Genomic DNA, 6,217 nt, shown 5'->3' with positions numbered 1-6,217 from the left:
AAAGAAGTAATCCTTGTAGTAATGATAATTCGAATCCCGTTGCTGGACTCGGCCGCGCTTAAGCTCACGGCTTACCGTACTAGGGGAATGATGGATGATGTGTGCAATATCGCGAATGGAATATTCATGGGAGTGCCAAAGCGCATCAATTATTCCGCGCTCGCCCTCTGTGAGTTGAGTGTACGAGCCGAGACTGTTAGACTGATTGTGGGTCATGAAGGTCACCTTTCTTGGTAGTTTAGTCGCTTCAAGGATAGGTCTTCATGGCCTATTTTGTTAAATCAACCCGGTCGATTGGTCTAACTCAATCGGTGTTGCACTTCAATTTTAAATCCGGCGAAGTATTTATCCACCTCAATCCACATTGACCCTAGTGAATGTTATAATGGTGTTGTGATAACCATCACCATTCATAGCAGGGGGCGGGAACGGTGATTTGGGATACAATATGGAATGGCTTTTGCAAAGTGATCAAACTGGTACTTGTTATGTTCGGCATCAGTCTATTTGGGCTGGTATTCGTGCATACGGTCATGGCGGCAAGTGAACGGACACCGACCACAGTGGTGCGGCAAACTGATCCACTGGCAGTGGGAGCAAGCAGTGCCCGGCTGTTTGCCAAGGCGACACTGCCAACGGCGCCGACTCTTTCCGGGAAACCCAATCTGTCCAATTTCTATATTGAGGCATCTGGATATGCAATTTATGGCGGTACGGGGACAATAGACATCAATGCCTATAATGCTTCTAGCGATGGCCAGCTGTACGGCTTTTATTTGGTATTGCCGATTCAGGTAACGGGCCAATTGGCAGAAATACAGACAGCCGCTAACACATTTGTGACGGACTTGCAGAATTATATGCAAGGCGGCCAGCATTTCTACACCATCGCAAGCATCAAGGTCTATCAACTGGACAATACAACGGATGGCCGGGAAGTCTTCTATTTTCGGCCCAACGATGGCGCCACTAAGATGGCTGGCGAACCGGCGACTTGGGTCAAGTTTCACGTGCCAATCCAGATCAAGGCTAAAAAAGACCTCAGCCCCAGCGAACAAAACGCAGTGAAATTTAATGCCAATAATAATGCTGAGTTGTTGCAGTATAGTGTTTTATTTGCTGGCTTTGGCGACATTATGGATGATGTTAGTGGTACGGCTTATCCCACCATTACACCCAGTCAGATCGGTGTTTCAGAGGCGCCGGATACGTATATTGCAGCGATTACTGTTAATGGTATTCGGCGGACACTGAATCTGACTGATGCCACTGTCATCGAGACATACAATGTGGTGAACGCCGATACCGGCGCACCGATTAAGACAATAACGAAAACCGGCCAGACGGGGACAACATACTCGCGGGTTGGACTGGTCGATACGCTAGCGAGTCTTGGTCTTGATTCTAAACAGTACTGGGCCCCCAGCCTGACGATCGATTCCGGGACGCTCACCGACACGGCAGTGCCGTTTGTGCCGACCACCTGGTTTGCCGGTTCAGCTAACCCGACCGTACCCGGTCATACCTATACAATCAAGGTCAGCCCAATCAAAACTAACTTGCAACTTAAACCAGTGATGATCACCCCAGGGAGCAAGTGGCAGCTGAGCGACAGTGTCCAGCAACTGACCGGCCCGGATGGTAAGAACTTATCGCTTACGGATGTCAAAGCCACTGGGGTGGATCAGGTGAATACGAATGCGGCTGGTCAATATCCGATCAGTATCAGTTATACCGATGCGCAGGGCAACGTCACCACGGCCAAAAGTGTGGTTATGGTTGGTTATACGGATAGGGGCTTAGCCTGGTATGATAGTGATGTTGACGGTGTTTACACGGCATTTGAACATAAATTAGATGGCTCCAAGCAACCCATCCGGTTCCAGTTATTCAAACAAAATACGGTGACGGGAGCTTGGACCGTGGCCGCCCATTACGATCCGAGCAGCGCGCCGACTTTTCTCAGTACTGCGCCAGTGAGTATTAACAGCAGCGGTGACTATCAATTAGCAATACCCAGTGCGGGAACGTTCAAAATTGGCATTGCCCAAGCTGATTTACAGGCGTTACATTATTCGCTCACCAAGTTGAATGGCGGATACGATATCATGGCCAATTCGGCATTTGATTCAAAAGTAACCGGGAATGATGGCAGTACGGCGTATTATTTAACCCAAAACGCGTACACGATCCCTGCTACTGGTGCATTGAGCATCCACGACGCCGCTGTTTTGGGACAAATTGCAGCGGGTGTGTACACGAGCCAAGTCGGTTTAATCAGCCTGACCCCGCCGACGCTGGATTTTGGCAAGCAGGTTATTCCCTATCAGACGGCTACTTATACCAACCAAAACGCCGCCGGCAATCAGCTGATTTACTCGGATAACCGGACAGTTTTCCGGTCGCCTTTCAGCATCAGTGTGCAGGCCGGCGACTTCATTGACCAGACCGACAGCCAGCATAGTGTGGGCTTGCAGCAGTCATTTCTGACCTTCCAACAACTCGGGGCAGGCATGCCCAGTTTCAAGGTGTACACTGGCGGCAGTGATGTCACATTGTTCACAGTCGAAAATTCAAAGGCAGGGGCGACGATGATCATGCTGAATCCGCCGCAGCTTACTGTACCCGGTGTATCAGGCACCACCACGATTCAGGCCAATCATCAATATCAAGCAAAATTGACGTGGACACTGACGGATGGCATTTAAGGCAATAGAATAGGCCGGCTATCCCGTATCGGATGGCCGGCCTATTGGCGTGCTTTTACTTGGACTTGTTTCTATTTCTTGATCTTTGCCCCAATCAGATCAAAGGTGCCGCCGGGGGTGGTCTTCAAGCCTTGAATCTTCGGGTTCACTAGGTGGGCTTGGACCCGTTGATAGATTGGAATGACGCCCTGTTCCTGCGTCAGCAGCTGCTGCGCCTGAACCATGACTTGCCAGCGCTTGGTTTCGTTGGTTGCATACGTGGTCTGGCTTTCATTGATCAGCTTGTCGAACGTCGCATTGGACCACTTGCCGTCGTTATAGCTGCCGTCGGTGGTGAACAGGTCCAAGAAGGTGATGGGATCGGTGAAGTCGGCACTCCAGCCAGAGAGGACCATGTCGAATTGGCCGTCCTGACTGCGGGTGAGCCGGGTCTTAAAGGGTACCGTCGAAATCGTCACCTTAAGACCCGGGAGATTCTTCTCCAAGGTGTTCTGGAAGTATTCAGCCGACCGTTTAGCATTATCGGTGTCATCCGTCAACAGTTCCAAGGTCAGATTCTGCTTGCCCACTTCCTGCATACCAGCAGTCCACAGGGCTTTGGCTTCCTTAGGATTATAGCTGGTATATTTCGTGTAACCCTGAGCCGCTTCTTTAGAGAAATCCTCTTTCGTGGTTGGATTCTCGGCCAAGCCGCTGGGGGTGACCGTGGGCGCATCGATCGAACCATCTTGGAGCACTTTCTTGATGTATTCTTCCCGGTTGATCGCCATGGACATCGCTTGGCGCAACTTGGTGTTCTTGAAGGCAGGGACCTTCTTCTCATTCAGTTCCAAATAGAAGACACTGGTTTGTTTGATGCCGCGGTAATCCTTTTGGGTCTTTGCCTGGGCCGCTTGATCGCCGGTCAGTGCGGCATCGTCCAGTTTACCGGATTGGAAGAGGCTCATCGCCGTGGTAGCGTCCTTCACCGCGGTGACATTGATTTGGTCAATGTGAACGTTCTTAGCGTTCCAATAGGTCGGATTCTTGACTTCTTGCCAAGAATTATTCGATCCATTCCAACCGGTCAGCTTGTACGGGCCATTGGCCAGGGTGTATTTCGCCTGGGTCCCGTATTTGCTGCCCATCTTTTTGACGTATTTTTCATTTTGCGGGAAGAAAGGCCCATTGACCATCATCTTTTGGAAATAGGGGATCGGGTGCTCTAAAGTCACCTGCAAGGTGTGCTTATCCAGGGCCTTAACGCCCAGCGTTGCCGGCTTCTTCGTGCCTTTCATGACCGCATCAGCGTTGACCACGCCGGAATAGAGATACGCATATTGGGACTTCGTGGCCGGATCAACGGTGCGCCGCCAGGCAAAAACAAAGTCATCAGCCGTTACCGGATCGCCGTTGCTCCACTTGGCATCCCGCAGTTTAAAGGTATAGACAGCCCCGTTTTTGGTGGGCTTGACGATTTTCGTGGCAATCGCCGGTTTGAGCTCGGTGCCGGAATACCGGTAGAGGCCATCCGTGGTGTCGTTGATTGCTGTACCGGAAATGGCATCGGTGGATTTCGACGGATCCATGGTGGAAATGATGTCGCTCTCCATCCGGGACCAGGTCGACTTGCTGGCGCTTGTCCCGCTCGCTTTGTTTTGACAGCCGGCCAGCAGCATTAATGTCGCCACTGCCGCGCCCGCCGCTTTAAATCCTGTTGTGATCCTCATCCAAAAGCCCCCCATAAATAATTTATCTCACCTTACTACAATGAAATGGCAATGTAAATATAAATACAATATTTTTCAAAACTTATTGGCCCGCGTCTCGGAATCGTGGTATACTGAATTCGTTGAAAAGATTGTACACAATTGAATGGATCACAAAGAAAGGATCGATGACTGATGAAAATCAACATCAAAGACACGGCCCGCGACTATTTGGCAGAGAAAATCTCCCCGGATCAATACGTTTTTCTGGGTTTGGACGACGGTTCCAGCAAGTTCTCTAAGCTGGGCGGTTCCTGCTCTGTGGGCGGCAAGTTCCAACTGGTCCTTTCTGACCAACCGGATGCTGACTACACCATTCCGTTAGAAAACAACGCCGGCTACAAGATGTTCACATCAAAGGAAGAAACACCTTACCTGGAAAACGGCTTGTACTTGCAATTCAACAACGCCGCGCTGGGCTTGGGCTCTGATGGTGGGCTGCTGGATGGTGCGATGCGAGTGACCAAGGCTGATCCGAGTCAGATCACCAAGGCCGATATGGAAGCTTTAGGCGGCAAGATCTGCTAATCACTCAGTGAACAAATAAGCGGTGGGCTGGTAATCATGGGATTATCGGCCCACCGCTTTTTGCGTTCCTGGGTGAAACCGCTGTACTTTATTCATACCCAGCAGTACACTAAAAGAGACCTAGGTATGTTTAGAGGGAGCGGGGTGCGAAAAATGAAAGTTGTAGTCTTTTCAACCTGCGTCGTGGATCTTTTCTTCCCCAATGTCGGGGCCGCGATGGTGGAGGTATTGGAACGGTTCGGCTGTGACACGGTATTGCCGAAGAAGCAGATCTGCTGCGGTCAGCCGACGTTCAATAGCGGCTATGTGATCAATAGCCAGAAGACGATGCGCAACGAAGTCGATGCGTTGTTGAGTGTCGACTGTGATTATATCGTGGGACCGTCGGGATCCTGCGTGAATATGCTGCATGAATTCCGGATGCACTTGGCCGACGACCCGGAGTACGGGCCCAAGGCGGAGATGTTGGCGAATAAGAGTTATGAATTTTCCCAATTTCTGTATCGCGTGCTGCATATCATCGATGCTGGGGCGGAGTTGGATGCGAAGGCCACGTTCCACCGGTCTTGCCACATGACCCGCCTATTGGGGGAGCGGGTCGCGCCGTTTGTGCTGCTGGACCACGTCAAGGGCCTGCAGATGATTCCGCTGCCGCACATTGAAAACTGCTGCGGCTTTGGCGGCTTATTTTCAGTTAAGGAACCGGAGATTTCGAAACTGATGGTGGATGAAAAGGTGGATGATGTGACCAGCACCGGCGCCGACATTCTCATTGGGGCGGATCAAGCCTGCCTGATGAACATCGGCGGCCGGTTCTCCCGGCGCAAAGAGCCGATCAAGATCATGCATATCGCCGAAATACTGAACAGCAACGTGGATATGAGCCGGGTCCGGTACGCCGATACCCCGGCCACTGTGTAAGGGGGCGGGACTGATGGGACTAGAAACAACCAACAAGCCCTTTTTGACCCGGGTGAAAGAGTCAGAACAAGATAAATTCATGCAGAAGTCCGTTGCCAAAGCCCAAGATGCCCAATGGGACAAACGGGAAGCGGCCCGGAAAGAACTGGGCCACTGGCAGGACTGGCGTAATTTGGGGGAACAGATTCGGCAGCATGTCATCCATTATTTGCCGGATTATTTAGGGAGTGTCTGAAAATCCCGAAATCCTGTATACTTCTTGTTAAAAACAAAACGGAGTGTGCAGGATGGTTATACCCAAACGTTATGAAG

The 6,217-nt window shown here is 51.0% G+C and carries 5 protein-coding genes and 1 pseudogene; 4 read left to right on the top strand and 2 right to left on the bottom strand.

The window, feature by feature from the left end; translation table 11 throughout:
* Positions 1-216 (bottom strand): helix-turn-helix domain-containing protein (locus H627_RS19860; protein WP_155827971.1); only part of this gene is annotated, 216 nt, incomplete at its 3' end.
* Between the two features lie 215 nt (positions 217-431).
* Here H627_RS19860 and H627_RS0114995 point away from each other — a divergent pair.
* Positions 432-2,708 (top strand): bacterial Ig-like domain-containing protein, encoded by a 2,277-nt coding sequence (locus H627_RS0114995; protein ID WP_027829575.1) that lies wholly within the window; start codon positions 432-434, stop codon positions 2,706-2,708.
* A 71-nt stretch (positions 2,709-2,779) separates the two neighbouring features.
* Here H627_RS0114995 and H627_RS0114990 read toward each other — a convergent pair whose 3' ends face one another.
* The gene (locus H627_RS0114990; RefSeq protein ID WP_027829574.1) at positions 2,780-4,417 is read right to left on the bottom strand and encodes a peptide ABC transporter substrate-binding protein; all 1,638 of its coding nucleotides are present in this window, start codon (positions 4,415-4,417) and stop codon (positions 2,780-2,782) included.
* Between the two features lie 174 nt (positions 4,418-4,591).
* On the opposite strand from H627_RS0114990, the gene H627_RS0114985 reads away from it, so the two are divergent.
* The 3 genes and pseudogenes from H627_RS0114985 to H627_RS18705 form a co-directional block, all read left to right on the top strand.
* A complete protein-coding gene (locus H627_RS0114985) occupies positions 4,592-4,984 on the top strand; it encodes an iron-sulfur cluster biosynthesis family protein (RefSeq protein WP_027829573.1) in 393 nt (130 codons plus the stop codon).
* A gap of 153 nt (positions 4,985-5,137) precedes the next feature.
* Entirely contained in the window at positions 5,138-5,905 is a 768-nt protein-coding gene (locus tag H627_RS0114980; protein ID WP_027829572.1) for a (Fe-S)-binding protein, read from the top strand.
* 13 nt (positions 5,906-5,918) lie between these two features.
* Positions 5,919-6,128 (top strand): annotated as a pseudogene (locus H627_RS18705) (LutB/LldF family L-lactate oxidation iron-sulfur protein); the annotation flags it as partial.
* Between the last annotated feature and the right edge of the window lie 89 nt (positions 6,129-6,217).

Origin of the sequence: Schleiferilactobacillus harbinensis DSM 16991 (assembly GCF_000425885.1) — a bacterium.
Taxonomy (GTDB): domain Bacteria; phylum Bacillota; class Bacilli; order Lactobacillales; family Lactobacillaceae; genus Schleiferilactobacillus; species Schleiferilactobacillus harbinensis.
This window is presented reverse-complemented; position numbering and strand designations above follow the sequence as displayed.